The following is a 17,416-nucleotide window of genomic DNA, read 5'->3' as shown; positions in this document are numbered from 1 at the left end:
CATGGCTGATCTCCAGTCCCTCCAGGACCTCGCCGTCATCTCGACCGAGAACGCGGCTCCTGTCCATGTGCAGAAGCTTGACGCCCAGGGCCGCGCCTACGCGACCGGCAAGCGCAAGAACGCCATTGCCCGCGTCTGGATCAAGCCGGGCACCGGCAAGATCACCGTGAACGGCAAGGAATACCGCGGCTACTTCGCTCGCCCGGTTCTGCAGATGCTCGTCCAGCAGCCGATCGGCGTTGCCTCGCGTACCGACCAGTACGACATCAACGCGACGGTCGCCGGCGGCGGTCTTTCCGGCCAGGCCGGCGCGCTCCGTCACGGCATCTCGAAGGCTCTGACCTATTACGAGCCCGAGCTGCGCACTGTCCTCAAGAAGGGCGGCTTCCTGACCCGCGACAGCCGCGTCGTCGAGCGCAAGAAGTACGGCCACGCCAAGGCCCGCCGCAGCTTCCAGTTCTCGAAGCGCTAATCAGCGTCCTCGCGACGTTTTCGAAAGGGCGCTTCGGGCAACCGCAGCGCCCTTTTTCTATGCGGTCCTGCTTCATCGCAGGGTCATGCTGACGCGGCATTCTTGCGGGTGGCGCTGAAGCCCCCATCTTCTGGTGCCTGAACGGAGACAAGCCCATGGTATCCAAGGTCTTCATCGACGGCGAAGCCGGCACGACGGGTCTGCAGATCCGCCAGCGCCTGGAAGGCCGCGACGACATCCAGCTTTTGTCGATCGCGCCCGAGCGTCGCAAGGAGACGGCGGCCAGGGCAGAGCTGCTGAACGGCGCCGACGCCATCATCCTCTGCCTGCCGGATGCCGCGGCCAAGGAAGCCGTCAGCCTCATCGACAATCCGGCGGTCAAGGTGATCGACGCGTCGACCGCCTACCGGACGGCTGCCGACTGGACGTATGGCTTTGCCGAGCTGGACAAGGCGCAGCGGGCGAAGATCGCCGGCTCGACGCGGATCTCCAACCCGGGCTGCTACGCCACCGGCGCCATCGCGCTGCTGCGGCCGCTGGTGTCGGCAGGTCTCCTGCCCGGCTCCTGGCCGGTGACCATCAACGCCGTCTCGGGCTATTCCGGCGGCGGCAAGTCGATGATCGCCGAGTTCGAGGATCCGAACGCGCCGAACTACACGCAGGAGAATTTCCGCATCTATGCGCTGCCGCTGCAGCACAAGCATGTTCCGGAGATCCAGAAGCATGGCCAGCTTGAGCTGCGCCCGATCTTCGCGCCCTCCGTCGGCCGCTATGCGCAGGGCATGATCGTCGAGATCCCGCTGCATCTGGACCTGATCCCCGGCAAGCCGTCGCTGGCCGCGCTGAACGAGGCGCTTTCCGCCCACTATGCCGGCGAGCGCTTCGTCACCGTCGCTAGCCTCGCGGAATCGGGCGCCATGACAGGCCTCGATCCCGAAGGGCTGAACAGCACCAACCGGATGAAGCTCTTCACCTTCGGCACCGAAGGCGCCGGTCAGGCGCGCCTCGTCGCCCTGCTCGACAATCTCGGCAAGGGAGCCTCGGGCGCCGCCGTGCAGAACCTGAACCTGGTTCTCGGCCTCGACGAGGCGAGCGGCCTGAGCTAGGTCGGCCTCACTGGACGACACTTCAACGGCCATGTCGCGGAGCTTCGCCCCCCGGCATGGCCGTTTTCGTCTGCGCGCCCGCGCATGCAATTCTTCGCGGGCCGACTGCCAACCCGTTTCCTTGACGCTACGTCAGCGCTACCTTGCTCGAACCGGATCCTCCGGCAAGAACGAACGAGGGAGCCTGAAATGCCTGCCACGGTCCTTCTGCACCCCGCCATCGATCACGGCCTCCGCAAGGGCGCGGACGATTTCGCCGGCGGAACGCTGGTCTGCCACTGTCTCGACAAGCCGGTGAAGGTCGAGATCAAGGGCCAGGTCGCCCACAACCATGCCTGTGGCTGCACCCAGTGCTGGAAGCCCGAGGGCGCCATTGTCTCGATCGTCGCTGTCGCGCCGACCGCCGATGTCCGCGTGGCGGAGAACGGCGACAAGCTCGCCATCGTCAATCCGGCCGCCACCATCCTGCGCCATGCCTGCAAGGTCTGCGGCGTGCACATGCACGGGCCGGTCGAAAAGGATCATGCCTTCAAGGGCCTGACCTTCGTCCATACCGAGCTTTCGCGCGAGGAAGGCTGGCAGGCGCCGCAGTTCGGCGCCTTCATCTCGTCGCTGATCGAGGGAGGCGTGAAGCCGGACAGCATGGGCGCGGTCCGCGCGCGCATCCGTGAACTCGGCCTCGAACCCTATGACTGCCTGTCGCCGCCGCTGATGGACGCGCTGGCGATTTTCGCGGCGAAGAAATCCGGAGTTCTCGCCGAATGAATGAAAAGGGGCAGGCCAGGGTCCGTACTCCATTGGGAACGAGGCAGCGCTTGATGGAAATCGGGTCAGTTCAAGGAGATGACGGCGACGTTGGGCCTCACCCAACAAGCCGGTAGCGACGCCGAAATGGCCCGGTTTCCGTCAAGCCCTTCGGGTTGGGCGAAAATCGTGCGCGGGTGCGTCGCCGATCCGCGCCGATGGACAGCCATCGGCTGTGGTCGGCTCCTGCCCGCGCGCGATTTTGGCCCAACGCTGCCTCATTCCCAATGGAGTACGGACCCTAAACCGCCTGCCCCGCCACCCAGCCGGACGACCAGGCCCACTGGAAATTGTACCCGCCGAGCCAACCCGTGACATCGACGACCTCGCCGATGAAATGGAGGCCCGGAACCGCCTTCGCCGCCATCGTCTTCGGGTCCAGTTCGTCGGTGTCGACGCCGCCGAGGGTCACTTCGGCGGTGCGGTAGCCCTCGGAGCCCAGCGGCTTAACGCGCCAGGCATTGGTCGCCGCCTCGACACGGCGGAGCGCCTTGTCGGAAAAGTCGGCGAGGTTGGCCGGCCCCTGCTCCGCCTCGGCGATCAGCTGCGCCAGCCGTTTCGGCAACAGCGTCGCGAGAACGGTCTGCAGCGCCTGCTTGCCGCGCTCCGCCTTCGCCGCCTTCAGCGTTGCGAATACGTCGATACCGGGCAGCATGGAGAGCGTGATCTCGTCGCCCTCCCGCCAATAGGACGAGATCTGCAGGATCGCAGGCCCGGAAAGGCCGCGATGGGTGAAGAGCATCGCCTCGGCGAAACGCGTCTTGCCATGCTGGGCGACGGCGTCAACGGCGATGCCGGAAAGCGGCTCCAGGCGCGCCAATGTCGCCGGGTCGAAGGTGAGCGGCACCAGGCCGGGCCGCGTCTCGACCAGCTTCAGGCCAAACTGGCTGGCGATTTCGTAGCCGAAGCCGGTGGCACCCATCTTCGGGATCGACTTGCCGCCGGTGGCGATCACCAGCGATTTGCAGACGACGTCGCCGGTCGAAAGCGCCACGCGGAAGCCGCCATCGACGCGGTGCTCGACGCGCTTGATCTCGGTGCCCAGCCGCAGCTCGACTCCATGGCGCAGCATCTCGGCAACCAGCATCTCGATGATCTGCTTGGCCGAGCCGTCGCAGAAGAGCTGGCCCAGCGTCTTCTCGTGATAGGCGATGCCGTAGCGCTCGACGAGGGCGATGAAATCGCGCTGCGTATAGCGCGACAGCGCCGAGATGGCGAAGCGCGGATTCTTCGAGATGAAGTTTTTCGCCGACGCGTTGATGTTGGTGAAGTTGCAGCGGCCGCCGCCGGAAATGCGGATCTTGTCGCCGGCCGAGGGCGAATGGTCGACGATGGCGACGGAGCGGCCGCGCTTGCCCGCCTCGATGGCGCACATCATGCCGGCGGCTCCGGCGCCGAGCACGACGACGTCGTAGAATTTCGAACCGGGAAGGGTCACGCCGAGGCTCCGAACACCGCGTCGATGTCGGCGGCGGTCAGAAGACGGTACGAGCCGGCTTCCAGATCCGCCGGCAGGTCGAGCAGGCCGATGCGGTCGCGATGCAGCGCCACGACATGGTTGCCGACGGCGGCGAACATGCGGCGGACCTGATGATAGCGGCCCTCATGCAGGGTCAGCGTCGCCTGCTTCGGGCCGGCGCTCTCCATCTCGGCCGGCAGCAGCGGCTTGTCCTCGCCCTCGAGCATCAGCCCACCGGCCGCAAACAGCGCCGCCTCGTCGCCATTGAGCGGCCGGTCGAGCGTCACCTGGTAGCGCTTGGGCACATGGTGGCGCGGCGAAATGATGCGATGGAGCAGCGCGCCGTCATCGGTCATCAGCAGCAGGCCCGACGTCTCCTTGTCGAGACGGCCGACGGTGGAGATGACGGGATCGCGGCGGCGCCAGCGTTCCGGCAGCAGCGAATAGATCAGCGCGCCGGTTTCCTTGTGCGAGCAGGTGACGCCGAGCGGCTTGTGGATCATCAGCGCCATGCCGGGCGGCGGATCGAGCGGTTCGCCCGCCACCGTCATGCGAGTGGCGAGATCGGGCTTCACATAGACATGCTGGGCCGGATCGGTCTCCGCCTCGCCATCCAGGATGACACGACCGCCCTGGATCAGGCCCTGCACCTCGCGCCGCGAACCATAGCCGAGATTGGCGAGTAGCCGGTCGAGCCGGGCCGTCGGGAAGCTTGCCTTGCCGCCGGACTTGTTCATTTGCGTGCCTCGTAGATCTTGAAGCCTTCCGCTTCGGCGACCAGATCGGCCCGGGCGAACAGCGTCTTCAGATGGTCCTCATACGGCAGGTGCCGGTTGGCCGTCAGCCAGAGGCGGCCACCCTTGCGCAGGCTCTCGGCGGCGCGCCGGACGAAGGCCTGGCCGAGCGAGCGGTCCTCGGCGCCGCCGTCGTGGAAGGGCGGGTTCATGACGATGAAATCGAGGCCTTCCGGGATCGTTCCGGCCTTGCGCACGTCCGCCCACGTCATGGTGGCGCGGGGATCGGTGATGTTCTTCGCCGCCGCCTCGACGGCGCGCCGGTCGATATCGACCATGGCAAGCAATTCGACGGCCGGCATCTCCATCACGGCGCGCGCCAGATAACCGACGCCGCAACCGAGATCGGCGCCGCGGCCGGAAAGCTGCGGCAAGTGCTTCAGGAGCAGGGCGCTGCCGGGATCGACGCGGTTCCACGAGAACACGCCCGGCTGCGACCAGAGCCCGGTCTCCTCCACCAGCCGCATCGAGCCTTCCGCGATCGCTTCGGCGAGAAGCGAGAGATCCTCCGGCCGGGGACCGACTAGGATGCGGTGATGGCGCAGCGCCGTCTCGCTCATCTCGCAGCCGAAAGCCTTCAGCTCCTTGGCGAGCCGGGAGCCGCCCTTGTCCTTCGGCGCCATCACGGTCAGCTGGGCGCCGGGCTGCAACGCGCGCAGCGCCAGCGCGATGTCGTGCCGGCGCTCGATCGTGCCGGGCGGCGCCAGCATCACCATGCCGGCGAGCGAACCCTCCGCGCAGCGCTCGAGCGCCGCGCTGCCCGGCATCAGCGGCGAAAACTGGACGGCCTCGCGCGGCACGTCCGCCAGCTCAGCCGGTGGGTTGCCATAGACGCCGGTGGTTGCTTCCTGATTCATCGGTCTCTCACGCACAATTTGTGCTGTTCCTACCCTGCCCTCCGCCATGGCGAAAGGTTGCCAGAACGTTCTAATCTCCCGGCCGAGGAGAATCATGCCGCGATGCGTCCCGAAATCCTGAATCCGCTGTTCCGCCCCGTCACCAGCCTGGCCGGGGTCGGCCCGAAGATCGGCGAGGCGATGGGGCGCCTGCTCGTCGGCGGCGACGCGCCGGAACCGCCCCGCGTCGCGGACCTGCTGCTGCATATCCCCGTCGGCCTGATCGACCGCCGCAACCAGCCCGGCATCGCGCTGTCGCCGGAAGGCGCCATCGTCACGCTCGAAGTCCGCATCGACCGCCACATGCCGGCGCCGCGCGGCAACCGGCGCGTGCCCTATCGGGTCATGGCGCATGACGACACGGGCGAGATCGCGCTCGTCTTCTTCCGCAGCGACAACAGCTTCCTCGAACGCACCATGCCGGTCGGCGAGACGCGTTTCGTCAGCGGCAAGGTCGAATGGTTCAACGGCCGGCCGCAAATGGTCCATCCCGACCATATCGTCGACCGCGAGGCGTTCGAACAGCTGCCGATGGTCGAGCCGGTCTATCCGATGACCGCCGGCTTGGCGCGCAAGACGCTTGGCCGCGCCTTGCGCGGGGCGCTCGACAGCCTGCCCGAACTGCCGGAATGGCTCGACCCCACCTTGATGTCGCGCCAGCGCTGGGCCGCCTTCAAGCCGACGCTCGAAACCGTGCACACGCCGGCGACGCCGGCCGAGCTGGCGCCGGAGGGGCCGGCGATCAGCCGCCTCGCCTATGACGAATTCCTCGCCAACCAGCTGGCGCTGATGCTGACGCGCGCCAATCTGCGCCGCGCCGCCGGACGCGCGCGGGTCGGCGACGGACGGATGCGCCGCGCCATCACCGCCGCCCTGCCCTTTTCGCTCACCGGCAGCCAGCAGGCGGCGATCGCCGACATCGAGAAGGATCTTGCTTCCGGCGAACGGATGCTGCGCCTGCTGCAGGGCGACGTCGGCTCCGGCAAGACCATGGTCGGTCTGATGGCGGCGGCGATCGTCATCGAGGCCGGCAGCCAAGCCGCGCTGATGGCGCCAACCGAGCTTCTCGCCCGCCAGCACGCCAAGACGCTGCAGCCGCTCGCCGACTCCGCCGGCATCCGCATGGCGATCCTCACCGGCCGAGAGAAGGGCAAGGAGCGGGCCGAGATCCTCGCCGGACTGGATGACGGCAGCATCGATCTCGTTGTCGGCACCCATGCCGTGTTCCAGGCCGGCGTCGAGTTCCACGACCTTGCGCTGGCGATCGTCGACGAGCAGCACCGCTTCGGCGTGCATCAGCGCCTCGCCCTTTCCGCCAAGGGCGCTGCCACCGACATCCTCGTGATGACGGCGACGCCGATCCCGCGCACGCTGGTGCTGACCGCCTTCGGCGACATGGACGTGTCGAAACTGCCCGACAAGCCGGCCGGCCGCCAGCCGATCGAAACCCGCACCGTGCCGCTGGAGCGCCTCGACCAGGTGGTGGAGCGCATCCGCGCCGCCATCGCCGAGGGCGCCAAGGCCTATTGGGTCTGCCCGCTGGTCGAGGAATCGGAAGAAGTCGACGCCGCCGCCGCGCAGGATCGTTTCGTCGATCTACAGGCCGCGCTCGGACCCGTCGTCGGCCTCGTCCACGGCCGGATGAAGGCGGCCGAGAAGGACGAGGCGATGAAGCGCTTCCAGCGCGGCGAAACCCGCATCCTCGTCGCCACCACGGTGATCGAGGTCGGCGTCGACGTGCCGGACGCGACCATCATGGTAATCGAGCACGCCGAGCGCTTCGGCCTCGCCCAGTTGCACCAGCTGCGCGGCCGCGTGGGACGCGGCTCGAAGGCGTCGACCTGCCTGCTGCTCTACAAGGGTCCGCTTGGCGAAGTGGCGCATGATCGCCTCGCCATCATGCGCGACACCGAGGACGGCTTCCGCATCGCCGAGGAGGACCTGCGCCTGCGCGGCGAAGGCGAGCTGCTCGGCACGCGCCAGTCGGGTACGCCGGGCTTCAAGATCGCCCGCTTCGAGCATCATGCAAACCTGCTCGAGATCGCCCGCGACGATGCGCGCCTGATCGTCGAGAAGGATCCGGCACTGCAATCGCCGCGCGGCAAGGCGCTGCAGCTTCTGCTCTATCTCTTCGGCCGCGACGAGGCGATCAAGCTGCTGCGCGCCGGCTGAAGCCGTTTCGCAGCGTGATTGTGACATCAAGCGTGCGTATCAACCGGCGCGCGGCTATCAACGGACGTCATCACCGAGAAATCCCGACGGACATGGGACTTTCCACCCTCCCCGAACGAGCCATGAGCCGCGCACGCGCCCTGATCCGCACGCGCGAACCGTCGCTGCTGATCGTCGCGGCGCTGATCGGCAGCCTCGCGGGCATTGCGGTGACGGTGATGAGCCGGCTGGCGCAATGGCTGCACGTCCTCCTGTTCGATATCGCGCCGGACGGCTATCTCAGCGCCTCGGCGTTGATCTCTCCGCCCTGGCGCGCCGCCGCCACGGCCGGCGGCGGCCTGCTGCTGGGCGCGCTCTACCTTCTGTTCTTCCGCCGCGCCCGCCAGATCGTCGACCCGATCGAGGCCAATGCGCTGCACGGCGGACGCATGTCGCTACGCGACAGCCTGCGCGTCGCGGTGGAAGCCATCATCTCCAACGGCTCCGGCGCCTCGGTGGGCCTCGAGGCCGGCTACACCCAGGTCGGCAGCGCCATCGCCTCGCGCCTGGGCCAGCGGCTGCACCTGCGCCGCACGGACCTGCGCACCGTCGTCGGCTGCGGCGCCGCCGGCGCCATCGCGGCTGCCTTCAGCGCGCCGCTGACCGGCGCCTTCTACGGCTTCGAGCTGATCATCGGCGTCTATACGGTGGCGAACATCGCGCCGGTCATGACCGCCTCGATCGCCGGGTTCCTCGTGGCGCAGGGCCTCGGCGCCGCGGCCTACTCGATCGAGGTGCCGAACGCGCTGACGATGCATGCGGCCGACTATCCGCCCTATCTCGTTCTCGGCGTCGTCGCCGGCTTCGCCGCCATCGGCATCATGCGGCTGGTGACGCTGGTCGAACTGGCCTTCCAGAAGAGCCGTCTTCCCCGGGCCATTCGCCCGGCGGTCGGCGGCGCCATCATCGGCGCGCTCGCCCTCTACAGCCCGCAGGTGCTCGCCGCCGGCCATGGCGCCATGCACCTCAACCTGGTCGAGGTCGTGCCGGTCGGTCTGCTGCTGACAGTCCTTGCGCTCAAGATCGCCGGCGTGTCGATCTCGCTCGGATCCGGCTTTCGCGGCGGCATGTTCTTCGCCTCGCTGTTCCTCGGCGTCATCGTCGGCAAGCTGTTCGCCATGCTGGTGACCTGGCTGGCGCCCTCGGCCGGGGTCGACCCCATCGCCGCCGCCATCGTCGGCATGAGCGCGCTTGGCGTCGGCATCGTCGGCGGCCCGCTCACCATGACCTTCCTGGCGCTGGAGGCGACCGGCGACCTCGCCATCACCGGCATCGTGCTGGCCGCCTCGATCCTCTCGGCAATCACCGTGCGCGAATTCTTCGGCTATTCGTTCTCGACCTGGCGCCTGCACCTGCGCGGCGAGACGATCCGCAGCGCCATCGACGTCGGCTGGTTGCGCGGCCTGACCGTCGGGCGGATGATGCGAACCGACGTGCGCAGCGTGCTCGCGACCATGCCCGTCGACGCCTTCCGCAGCCTGTTCCCGCTCGGCTCGACCCAGCGCGTCATCGTCACCGACACGAGCGGGCGCTATGCCGGCATCATCCTGGTGGCCGAGATCCATTCGACGCCGCTGCCCGACGAAGCGGAGGACGCGACGATCCAGCCCTTCTGCCGACAACCCGACAAGATGCTGTTTCCGAACATGAGCGCGCAGACGGCGGCCAAGGTGTTCGACGAGGCCGAGAGCGAAGAACTGGTCGTCGTCGACGACGCGTCCAGCCGGCACGTCGTCGGCCTGCTGACAGAGGCGCATCTGTTCCGGCGCTATGCCGAAGAGCTGGACAAGGCCCGCCGGAGCCTGGCCGGCGAGGGCTGACCCAGCCTCAGGTCGACTGAAATATTTCGTCAACCATATGATATTGCCAGCGATTCAGTTGCGCAGATGCAACAGCATTTTGAATGAGTTTCGCTAGGGTTGGTTCACACAATTGCTGGGAACCCGCCATGACCGCCTCCAAGCTCGCCCTGCTCGCCACGACCCTGCTCGTCGCCTCGCCCGCGCTGGCCGCCGACCTCACCTATGAGCCGGCAGCGGCGCCGGTGGCAGCGGCCGCCCCGTTCTCCTGGACCGGCTTCTACATCGGTCTCAACGCCGGCTATGGCTGGGGCGACATCGACACCACCGAAAACTCGATGACCACCACCGGCCGGCTCGTCGGCATCGGCCAGGGCACCTTCAATCCCGCCCAGACCTTCCCGGGCGCGGACAGCTCGTCCAGCGTCGACGGCATCCTCGGCGGCGCGCAGATCGGCTACAACTACCAGGTGGACAGCTGGGTGTTCGGCGCGGAGGCCGATTATCAGGCCGCCGACCTGAAGACGTCGTCCAGCTTCCTCGGTTCGGTGCAGGGCCCGTACTACCAGACCTCCGCCGAGCTACAGTCGTTCGGCACGCTGCGCGCCCGCGTCGGCTACGCCATCGACAACGTCCTGATCTACGGCACCGGCGGTCTCGCCGTCGGCCAGGCCAAGGCCGGCCTCAGCGTCCAGGGCGGCGTTCCCGGCGCCTTCACCGGACCGGAATTCTCGCAGTCGAACAGCAAGACCATGGTCGGCTACGCCATCGGCGCCGGCGCGGAATGGGCGATCGCCCACAGCAACTGGTCGGTCAAGGCGGAATACCTCTACACCGACTTCGGCTCGAAGACGTTCGACTTTGATTTCGGCGCCGGCGACAAGGCATCGAGCCGTGGCGACGTCTCGGCCAGCATCGTCCGCGCAGGTCTCAACTACCGCTTCTGATCGCGGAGCGATCCAAACAAGGAGGGCCCGGTCATCGACCGGGCCCTCCTTTGTTTCTGCAATCAACCGCCGGATCGCCTTGTCAGCACGGGAGCCGGCGGATCGACCGGCACGCGGTCCGGTGGCTCGTAATCAGGGGCGACGAGCCCGGCCGAAATGACGAGCTTCGCCGCCTCTTCCACCGTCATGTCGAGCTCGATCAGTTCGGAGCGCCGGACAAACATCATGAAGCCGGCCGTCGGCGCCGGCGTTGGCGGCAGGAAGACGGTGACCCATTCCTCGCCATTCTCACTGATCCGCTGGCGGATCTCGCCCTTGGTCTCCGTCGCGATGAAGACGATCGACCACACACCCTTTCGCGGGAATTCGAACAGCGCCGCCTTCTGGAACGACTTGCCGCCCTTGCCGGACAGCACCGTTTCGAACAACTGCTTCAGCGCGCTGTAGAGATTGCGCACGAGCGGCGTGTGGTTCAGCAGCTGCTCGCCGAAGCGGACAAGCGAGCGGCCGACGAAATTCGCCGTCAGGAAGCCGAGCAGCGTCAGCGCCACCACAGCGACGAACACGCCGAAGCCGGGCACGGAAAACGGCAGATAGGCGTCCGGGCTGTATTCTAGCGGAATGACCGGCTTCACCCAGCCGTCGATCCATTTGATCAGCGACCAGGTCAGGTAGATCGTGATCGAGATCGGCGCCGCGATGACGAGGCCGGTAAGGAAGTAGTTTCGCAGCCGCTTGATCAGCCGACTGCCGCCCGTCTCGCCGACCGGAGGGAGTTGAGGATCCTGAAGGCTCATTCCACCGCCCGCGCGCCTGATTCCTGCCTGCCCTCCGCCATTATGACGGCTGGCATACGGATGACCAGAAGATACTCGTTAGCAACGGCCTCGTCGGAGGATTCGTTCCGGCGAGGCTCCCCTACGCCGCGCGCTATTCGACGGTAACCGACTTCGCCAGATTGCGCGGCTGGTCGACGTCCGTGCCCATGAACACCGCCGTATGATAGGCGAGCAGCTGCACCGGGATCGTGTAGACGAGGGCCGTCACGCTGGCCGGCATTTCCGGCAGGATGATCGTCGCCATCGTATCCATGGCGGCGGCCTCGGCACCCTTCCTGTCGGTGATCAGGATGATTCGGCCGCCGCGCGCCGCGACTTCCTGCATGTTCGAGACGGTCTTCTCGAAGATGTGGTCGAAAGGGGCGATGACGACGACCGGCATGTCCTCGTCGATCAGCGCGATCGGACCATGCTTCAGCTCGCCGGCCGCATAGCCCTCGGCATGGATATAGGAGATTTCCTTCAGCTTCAGCGCGCCTTCGAGCGCGATCGGATAGCTGGTGCCGCGGCCGAGATAAAGGCAATGCTTGACCTTGGCGAGGTCGCGCGCGAGCGCCTCGATCTGATCCTCCAGCTTCAGCGCCTCGTGCATCAGGCGCGGCACCTCGCTGAGCGCGCGCACGAGCGCGTGTTCCTCGTCGCCGGAGAGCACGCCGCGCGCCTTGCCGGCCGCTACCGCCGTCGCGGCAAGCACGGAGAGCTGGGCGGTGAAGGCCTTGGTCGAGGCGACGCCGATCTCGGGGCCGGCGAGCGTCGGCAGCACGAAATCGGCCTCGCGGGCGATGGTCGATTCGCGCACGTTGACGATGGCCGCGATCTTCTGGCCCTCGCCCTTCGCATAGCGCAGCGACGCCAGCGTATCCGCCGTCTCGCCCGACTGGGAGATGACGATGGAGAGGCCATCCTTCGAGAGCGGCTGCTCGCGATAGCGGAACTCGGAAGCGATATCGATATCGACCGGCAGGCGCGCATAGCGCTCGAACCAGTACTTGGCGACGAAACCGGCATAGAAGGCCGTGCCGCAGGCGGTGATCGACAGCCGGTCAATGGCGGCGAAGTCGATGCCGGCCGGCACCTTGGCGCTGCCGTTCACGAGATCCAGGTAGTGCGCGACCGTGTGGCCGACGACCTCGGGCTGCTCATGGACTTCCTTGACCATGAAATGGCGGTGATTGCCCTTGTCGACGACATGGGTGGTGCCATGCAACTGCGTCAGCGGGCGCGACACCGGGTTGCCGGCCTCGTCGTAGATTTCGGCGCTCGACCGCGTCAGCACGACCCAGTCGCCATCGTTCAGATAGGTGATCTCGTCGGTGAACGGGCCGAGCGCGATGGCGTCGGAGCCGAGGAACATCTCGCCATCGCCCCAGCCGATTGCGAGCGGGCTGCCGCGACGGGCGCCGATCAGCAGGTCCCCCTCGCCCTCGAACAGGAACGCGAGCGAGAAGGCGCCGGTGAGCCGGCCGAGAACGGCCTGCACGGCATCCCTCGGCGCCATCCCGGCGGCGAGATTGACCGTCACCAGATGGGCGATCACCTCGGTGTCCGTATCGGACGAGAAGGTGCGGCCGGCCGCTTCCATCTCCAGCCGAAGCTCGCGGAAATTCTCGATGATGCCGTTGTGGACGACGGCGAGGCGCTCGGTCGCGTGCGGATGGGCATTGCGCTCCGTGGGCGCTCCATGCGTCGCCCAACGGGTGTGGCCGATTCCGGCGAGGCCGAAGCGCGGCGAGCCGGCCAGCTTCAGGTCGAGATTGCGCAGCTTGCCCTCGGCGCGCAGCCGGTCGAGATGACCGTCTTCCAGGGTCGCGATGCCGGCGGAATCATAGCCGCGATATTCCAGGCGCTTCAGCGCATCGACCAAAAGAGGCGCGACGGGCGTCCGACCCAGAATGCCGATAATTCCGCACATGTAGCTCATCCCCGTTCGCGGCGCCCAAACGGGCACCCTAGTCCAAGTCAAATCCTGACGCCTCTTAGCCTTTCGGGCCAAGTGCCGGAAATCACTTCCTGTTTCGCGCCTACACCGAAAGGCGCAGCCCTAGACGCGGACCCGCTTCGTCTTGGCCTTCAACTCGCGGAAGCGGGCCGCCCAGCCGGGCTTCTCCACCTGCCGCCCGCGCGCGATCGCCAGCGCATCCGGCGCCACATCCTCGGTGATGACGCTGCCCGAGGCGACATAGCCGCCGTCGCCGATCGTCACCGGCGCGACCAGAACGCTGTTCGAACCGATGAAGGCGCCCTCGCCGATAACGGTCAGCGCCTTGTCGTAGCCATCGTAGTTGCCGGTGACCGTTCCCGCGCCGACATTCGCCTCGGCGCCAACCTTGGCGTCGCCGATATAGGTCAGGTGGCTGATCTTGGCGCCGGCGCCGATCTCGGCGTTCTTCACCTCGACGAAATTGCCGACCTTGCTCTTCGGGCCGAGCTGCGCGCCCGGGCGCAGCCGCGCGAACGGGCCGATCTCGGCGCCGCGCTCCAGATGCGCGCCGGTCAGGTGCGAGTAGGCGTGGATGACGACGCCTTCATCGACGGTGACACCGGGACCGAAGAAGACGTTCGGCTCGATGACGACGTCGCGTGAAAGCTTGGTGTCATGCGCCAGGAACACGGTTTCCGGCGCCGTCATGGTGACGCCGGCAAGCAGCGCCGCCTGCCGCGCCCGCCCCTGCCAGATGCGCTCGACATCGGCGAGCTCGGCGCGTGTGTTGACGCCGCCGACCTCGGCCGCGTCCGCCTCGATGGCGACGACGCCGAGGCCGCGCGCATTGGCGATCTCGACGGCGTCGGTCAGGTAGAATTCGCCCTTGGCGTTGTCGTTGCCGACGGCGTCGAGCAGCGCCAGGATCGTCTCGCCGCGAAAGCCCATCAGGCCGGCATTGCAGAAGCCGATCGCCCGCTCGTCGTCGCTCGCCTCGCGCTCCTCGCGAATCGCGATCAACTGCCCGTCGCGCTCGATCAGGCGGCCATAGCCGGTCGGAACCTCCGGGCGGAAGCCGAGCACCACAACGCTGGCGCCCTTGGCGAGCTCCGCCCGCATCCGTGCCAGCGTCTCGGCGGTGACGAGCGGCGTGTCGCCGTAGAGCACCAGGACGTCATCGGCTGCGATTTCGAGCGCCTCGCGTGCCGCCAGCACGGCATGGGCCGTGCCGAGCCGCTCGACCTGCTCGACCAGGACCGCGGAAGGCGCCGCCTTGGCGGCGAAGTCGCGCACCGCGCCCGCGCCATTGCCGACGACCACAGCGAAACGATCGATGCCGGCGCCGGTCGCGGTCTTCAGCACATGACCGATCATCGGCAGGCCTGCCACCGGATGCATCACCTTGGGCAGGGCCGAGCGCATGCGCGTGCCCTCACCTGCGGCGAGAACGATGGCGAGCGAAGTGCGATCCGGCATGTTTCCTCCGAAAGGGCGAAGAGCTTGGGCGTAGCTATGAAGCGAATTGCCTAACCGGCCATTGCCGCCAGAGTTGGGCGACAAAGAACGAGCGAGAACACGCCATCCGATGGCAGGTTCAGCCGATTCGCGACAGCGCCGGGAAGGTTTCGAGCAGCCAGAACGACATCGCCGTCATCTGGCCGGTCAGGAACAGAACGCCGGCAAGGATCAGGAACAGGCCCATCGCCTTCTCCACCATCGGCATATGGCGGCGGAAGCGGCGCAGCCCGCCGATGAAGCGCTCGGCGAAGCCGGCGGCGATCATGAAGGGAATGCCGAGGCCGAGCGAATAGATCGCCAGCAACCCGGCGCCGCGGCCAACCGTATCCTGCGATCCGGCGACGGCGAGGATCGCCGCCAGCACCGGACCGATGCAGGGCGTCCAGCCGAAAGCGAAGGCAAGGCCGAGGACATAGGCGCCGACCAGGCCGCCCGGCTGGTTCGCGACCTGGACGCGCGCCTCGCGCTGCAGGAAGGCGATGCGGAAGACGCCGAGGAAATGCAGGCCCATGACGATGATGACGAGGCCGGCGACGACGGAGAGGATCTCCTGCTGCCGCGCTACCATGCGGCCGAGCACCGAGGCGGTGGCGCCGAGCAGCACGAAGACGGTGGTGAAGCCGAGCACGAAAGCGAAGGACGAGCGCAGCACCATGCGACGGATGCGGGCGTCGGCCTTCGTCCCCACCACCTCGTCGAGGCTGAGTCCGGTGACGTAGCAGAGATAGGGCGGCACGAGCGGCAGCACGCAGGGCGAGATGAAGGACAGCAACCCCGCGATCAGGGCGCCCCAGAGCGTAACGTCTGACGGCATGGCTTTTCGGTCGTTTCCGGCAAAATGGTTCGACGACCGGCGGATGCCACCGTCGCAAGGCCGTTATAGGGCAAAGGCGCGGGCGACACACGCGGACATCGGATCGCAGCCTCCCCGCTTGGCGGCGCGACGCGCTTCCGCTAATGGGCATGGGCGATAGAGACCAGCGGGAGGATCACCGAATGATCGTGAGTTGCGGCGAGGCACTGATCGACTTCTTGCCGGTCAAGGATACTGGCGGGAACGATTCCTATCAGCCGAAGGTCGGCGGCTCGCCCTACAATGTGGCGCTCACCACCGGCCGGCTCGGCATTCCGACCGGATTCCTGGGCGGTATCTCGACCGACTTCTTCGGCGAAATGCTGGTTGAGGAACTGAAGCGCTCGCAGGTCAGCCTGAAATATACCGGCCTGTCGGCGCGCCCGACGACGCTTGCCTTCGTGAGCCTGCTGCATGACGAGCCGCAATACGCCTTCTTCGACGAGAATTCGGCCGGCCGCCTGCACGATCCCGCCGCGCATGAGCCAATCGGCGACGAGGTCGAGGCGATCCATTTCGGTTCGATCTCGCTCATTCCCGAACCGATCGTCAGCCGCCTCTCCGCCGTCATGGACGCCAATCGCGGCAAGCGGGTGATCTGCTACGATCCCAATGTCCGCCCGACGCTGATCCACGACCGCGACGCCTTCTGCGCCAATGTCGAGAAGTTCGCGCATGGCGCCGACATCGTGAAGATCTCCGGCGCCGACCTCGAATGGCTCTATCCGGGCGTCGCGGCGGAGACGGTCGCGGCCGGCTGGCTTGCCGCCGGCACCGGTCTCGTCGTCGTCACGCGGGGCGGCAATGGCGTCACCGCCTATACGCCTACCGGCTCGGTGTTCAGCCCCGTCATCCCCGTCACCATCGCCGATACGGTCGGCGCGGGCGACAGCTTCACCGGCGGCCTGCTGGCGCGGCTTTCGGAGAAGGGCCACCTCACCATCGATGGCGTGCGCAACATCGACCCCGAGGCCCTGAAGGACGCGCTCGACTTCGCCAACCGCGTCGCCGCCATCACCTGCTCGCGCGCCGGCGCGAATCCGCCCTGGCGCAGCGAACTGGTCGGCGTCGACGCCTAGGCAGCGGTCGTGAAGCCGGGTTCTGCCCCTGGACAGATCGTCATCCTGAACGGCGCGCCGCGATCCGGGAAATCGAGCATCGCGGCCGCCCTGCAGGAAGACGCCCGTCGTCCCTGGATGAACCTCGGCGTCGACGGCTACATCAACGCCATCACCCCGCCGCCGTTTCGGCCTGGCCTCGGATTGCGGCCCGGCGGCGAGCGGCCTGATCTCGAACCGCTGGTGCCGCGCTTCTACGCGGCGCTCTACAAGTCGATCGCGGCGCATAGCCGGCTCGGCTTCGACGTCGTCGTCGATATCGCCCATCACGACGACTATTCGCAGCCGCTCGATATCCTGCCGGATTGCGCCCGCCGGCTGGCCGGTCTGCCGGTGCTTTTCGTCGGCGTCCATTGCCCGATCGAAACGATCATGGCGCGGCGCAATGCCGGACAGGTGGGGCGCGAGGGCCTCTACGCGGTCGGCACGGCGGAAGAGCCTGTTCCCGCCCCCGTCCTGCGCTGGCAACACGCAGTCCATGTTCCCGGCATCTACGACCTCGAAGTCGACACGTCCCGCCTCAGCCCGGCCGAGTGCGCGGCGCGGATTCGGGCGCATCTGAGCCTCGAACCGCCGCGTCCCACCGCCTTCGAACGACTGGCCGAAATGCGCCCGCTCACGGAAAGCTGATCACGCCGGAGACACAAATCGCCGTCTGGTCACGTAAGAGGACTGACAG

The 17,416-nt window shown here is 67.3% G+C and carries 15 protein-coding genes; 8 read left to right on the top strand and 7 right to left on the bottom strand.

Features of this window, described 5'->3' with window-relative positions; genetic code table 11:
• Position 1 precedes the first annotated feature (1 nt).
• From rpsI to gfa, 3 genes are all read left to right on the top strand, one after another.
• Positions 2-472, top strand: a complete 471-nt coding sequence (gene rpsI, locus OSH07_RS04470) for a 30S ribosomal protein S9 (RefSeq protein ID WP_266337422.1) — start codon at positions 2-4, stop codon at positions 470-472.
• Positions 473-627: 155 nt separating this feature from the next.
• Positions 628-1,578: an N-acetyl-gamma-glutamyl-phosphate reductase gene (gene argC, locus OSH07_RS04465; protein ID WP_266337421.1), complete on the top strand. Its 951-nt coding sequence runs from the start codon at positions 628-630 to the stop codon at positions 1,576-1,578.
• Between the two features lie 189 nt (positions 1,579-1,767).
• Positions 1,768-2,343, top strand: coding sequence for an S-(hydroxymethyl)glutathione synthase (gene gfa, locus OSH07_RS04460; RefSeq protein WP_266337420.1), 576 nt, complete (start codon positions 1,768-1,770; stop codon positions 2,341-2,343).
• Positions 2,344-2,623: 280 nt separating this feature from the next.
• On the opposite strand, the gene OSH07_RS04455 is transcribed toward gfa, so the two are convergent.
• Genes OSH07_RS04455 through OSH07_RS04445 form a run of 3 tightly spaced genes read right to left on the bottom strand, consistent with a single transcriptional unit; the run spans position 2,624 to position 5,492 of the window.
• Entirely contained in the window at positions 2,624-3,760 is a 1,137-nt protein-coding gene (locus OSH07_RS04455; RefSeq protein ID WP_420909608.1) for a BaiN/RdsA family NAD(P)/FAD-dependent oxidoreductase, read from the bottom strand.
• 56 nt (positions 3,761-3,816) lie between these two features.
• Positions 3,817-4,578, bottom strand: coding sequence for a pseudouridine synthase (locus OSH07_RS04450; RefSeq protein ID WP_266337418.1), 762 nt, complete (start codon positions 4,576-4,578; stop codon positions 3,817-3,819).
• Positions 4,575-5,492 (bottom strand): class I SAM-dependent methyltransferase, encoded by a 918-nt coding sequence (locus tag OSH07_RS04445; protein ID WP_266337417.1) that lies wholly within the window; start codon positions 5,490-5,492, stop codon positions 4,575-4,577. Before OSH07_RS04445 ends, OSH07_RS04450 begins: the two co-directional genes overlap by 4 nt.
• Positions 5,493-5,510: 18 nt before the next feature.
• Between OSH07_RS04445 and recG the strand changes: the two genes are divergently transcribed.
• From recG to OSH07_RS04430, 3 genes are all read left to right on the top strand, one after another.
• Positions 5,511-7,703 (top strand): ATP-dependent DNA helicase RecG, encoded by a 2,193-nt coding sequence (gene recG / locus OSH07_RS04440; RefSeq protein ID WP_266337416.1) that lies wholly within the window; start codon positions 5,511-5,513, stop codon positions 7,701-7,703.
• Positions 7,704-7,825: 122 nt separating this feature from the next.
• On the top strand, positions 7,826-9,562 hold the full coding sequence (locus tag OSH07_RS04435; RefSeq protein WP_266337415.1) for a chloride channel protein: 1,737 nt from the start codon (positions 7,826-7,828) through the stop codon (positions 9,560-9,562).
• Positions 9,563-9,690: 128 nt separating this feature from the next.
• Positions 9,691-10,488: an outer membrane protein gene (locus tag OSH07_RS04430; RefSeq protein WP_266337414.1), complete on the top strand. Its 798-nt coding sequence runs from the start codon at positions 9,691-9,693 to the stop codon at positions 10,486-10,488.
• A gap of 62 nt (positions 10,489-10,550) precedes the next feature.
• Here OSH07_RS04430 and OSH07_RS04425 read toward each other — a convergent pair whose 3' ends face one another.
• The 4 genes from OSH07_RS04425 to OSH07_RS04410 form a co-directional block, all read right to left on the bottom strand.
• A complete protein-coding gene (locus OSH07_RS04425) occupies positions 10,551-11,285 on the bottom strand; it encodes a DUF502 domain-containing protein (RefSeq protein WP_266337413.1) in 735 nt (244 codons plus the stop codon).
• A 133-nt stretch (positions 11,286-11,418) separates the two neighbouring features.
• A complete protein-coding gene (gene glmS, locus OSH07_RS04420) occupies positions 11,419-13,239 on the bottom strand; it encodes a glutamine--fructose-6-phosphate transaminase (isomerizing) (protein ID WP_266337412.1) in 1,821 nt (606 codons plus the stop codon).
• Between the two features lie 129 nt (positions 13,240-13,368).
• The gene (glmU, locus tag OSH07_RS04415) at positions 13,369-14,724 is read right to left on the bottom strand and encodes a bifunctional UDP-N-acetylglucosamine diphosphorylase/glucosamine-1-phosphate N-acetyltransferase GlmU (RefSeq protein WP_266337411.1); all 1,356 of its coding nucleotides are present in this window, start codon (positions 14,722-14,724) and stop codon (positions 13,369-13,371) included.
• Positions 14,725-14,842: 118 nt separating this feature from the next.
• A complete protein-coding gene (locus OSH07_RS04410) occupies positions 14,843-15,580 on the bottom strand; it encodes a cytochrome c biogenesis CcdA family protein (RefSeq protein ID WP_266337410.1) in 738 nt (245 codons plus the stop codon).
• Between the two features lie 182 nt (positions 15,581-15,762).
• On the opposite strand from OSH07_RS04410, the gene OSH07_RS04405 reads away from it, so the two are divergent.
• Positions 15,763-16,698: a carbohydrate kinase family protein gene (locus OSH07_RS04405; RefSeq protein ID WP_266337409.1), complete on the top strand. Its 936-nt coding sequence runs from the start codon at positions 15,763-15,765 to the stop codon at positions 16,696-16,698.
• 9 nt (positions 16,699-16,707) lie between these two features.
• Positions 16,708-17,367 carry a chloramphenicol phosphotransferase CPT family protein gene (locus tag OSH07_RS04400; protein ID WP_266337408.1) on the top strand — a complete coding sequence of 220 codons (660 nt, stop codon included), beginning with the start codon at positions 16,708-16,710 and terminating at the stop codon, positions 17,365-17,367.
• Positions 17,368-17,416: the final 49 nt, after the last annotated feature.

Origin of the sequence: Kaistia nematophila (genome assembly GCF_026343855.1) — a bacterium.
GTDB lineage: Bacteria > Pseudomonadota > Alphaproteobacteria > Rhizobiales > Kaistiaceae > Kaistia > Kaistia nematophila.
Note: the sequence above shows the minus strand (reverse complement) of the source record. Positions and strands in the feature narration are given on the sequence as shown.

Coding starts and splice junctions, on each gene's coding strand:
- rpsI (WP_266337422.1), top strand. CDS start 2: ATGGCTGATCTCCAGTCCCTCCAGGACCTCGCCGTCATCTCGACCGAG.
- argC (WP_266337421.1), top strand. CDS start 628: ATGGTATCCAAGGTCTTCATCGACGGCGAAGCCGGCACGACGGGTCTG.
- gfa (WP_266337420.1), top strand. CDS start 1,768: ATGCCTGCCACGGTCCTTCTGCACCCCGCCATCGATCACGGCCTCCGC.
- OSH07_RS04455 (WP_420909608.1), bottom strand. CDS start 3,760: ATGATGTGCGCCATCGAGGCGGGCAAGCGCGGCCGCTCCGTCGCCATC.
- OSH07_RS04450 (WP_266337418.1), bottom strand. CDS start 4,578: ATGAACAAGTCCGGCGGCAAGGCAAGCTTCCCGACGGCCCGGCTCGAC.
- OSH07_RS04445 (WP_266337417.1), bottom strand. CDS start 5,492: ATGAATCAGGAAGCAACCACCGGCGTCTATGGCAACCCACCGGCTGAG.
- OSH07_RS04435 (WP_266337415.1), top strand. CDS start 7,826: ATGAGCCGCGCACGCGCCCTGATCCGCACGCGCGAACCGTCGCTGCTG.
- OSH07_RS04430 (WP_266337414.1), top strand. CDS start 9,691: ATGACCGCCTCCAAGCTCGCCCTGCTCGCCACGACCCTGCTCGTCGCC.
- OSH07_RS04425 (WP_266337413.1), bottom strand. CDS start 11,285: ATGAGCCTTCAGGATCCTCAACTCCCTCCGGTCGGCGAGACGGGCGGC.
- glmS (WP_266337412.1), bottom strand. CDS start 13,239: ATGTGCGGAATTATCGGCATTCTGGGTCGGACGCCCGTCGCGCCTCTT.
- glmU (WP_266337411.1), bottom strand. CDS start 14,724: ATGCCGGATCGCACTTCGCTCGCCATCGTTCTCGCCGCAGGTGAGGGC.
- OSH07_RS04410 (WP_266337410.1), bottom strand. CDS start 15,580: ATGCCGTCAGACGTTACGCTCTGGGGCGCCCTGATCGCGGGGTTGCTG.
- OSH07_RS04405 (WP_266337409.1), top strand. CDS start 15,763: ATGATCGTGAGTTGCGGCGAGGCACTGATCGACTTCTTGCCGGTCAAG.